This window comes from Vibrio sp. 2134-1, assembly GCF_033339495.1.
The window spans coordinates 1-737 of record NZ_JAWOUS010000371.1; the positions used below are offsets into that span (position 1 = coordinate 1).

1 protein-coding gene is annotated in these 737 nt (G+C 43.1%); it reads right to left on the reverse strand.

Going from position 1 to position 737, the window contains the following annotated elements:
* Nucleotides 1-721, reverse strand: a 721-nt coding sequence (locus R7R78_RS26055; RefSeq protein ID WP_225474605.1) for a dentin sialophosphoprotein, incomplete at its 3' end; no start/stop codon positions are given.
* Nucleotides 722-737 lie beyond the last annotated feature (16 nt).

The window sequence follows — 737 nt, forward strand, 5'->3', positions numbered from 1 at the left end:
TACCAGCAGCACCACCAAGACCACCAAGGGTGTTAATGTTTTCAACTCGAACTCGAGTATCATCTGCGTTAGTTGCATAAATAACTGATGCACCTGTAACACCACCCATTAGGCTTGAGCTCGCAACAACCATATCTGTATCCATATGGACTTGATTGAAGCTATCAACATTTGTTGAGCTCGAGTCACTTTGATAGTTACTATTGTCGTTAAAGCTGTTCGAGTTTGTTGTGCTTGAATCAGCGTAGCTACGGTTATCACTCTGGTTACGGTTGTCGCTTTGATTACGATTATCGCTGTTATCATTAAAGCTACCGTTGACGCTAGAGTCACTGTTGTCGTTGTTGCTACGTCTTACAGTAGTACTAGAGTCGCTGTTGTCGTTGTGGCTTCTATTTGTGTTAGTACTTGAATCACTACTATCACTATTTAGGCTCACATCAAGATCAGCACTGGTACTATTATCGTTGTGGCTTTGAGCGGTGTTCATGCTCGAGTTTGAATTGTCGCTGTTGTCATTAAAGCTGTCATCAACGCCAAGAGTTGCACTGTTGTCAGTATCGCTGTTATCGTTAAAGCTATCACCGATACCCAGTGAAGCACTGTTGTCACTGTTGTCGTTAAAGCTATCGCCAACACCCAATGAAGCACTGTTGTCACTGTTGTCGTTAAAGCTGCCTGATAAACCGATAGCAGTATTGGCGCTGTCAGTCCATTGCATATTATCGTTGCCATCA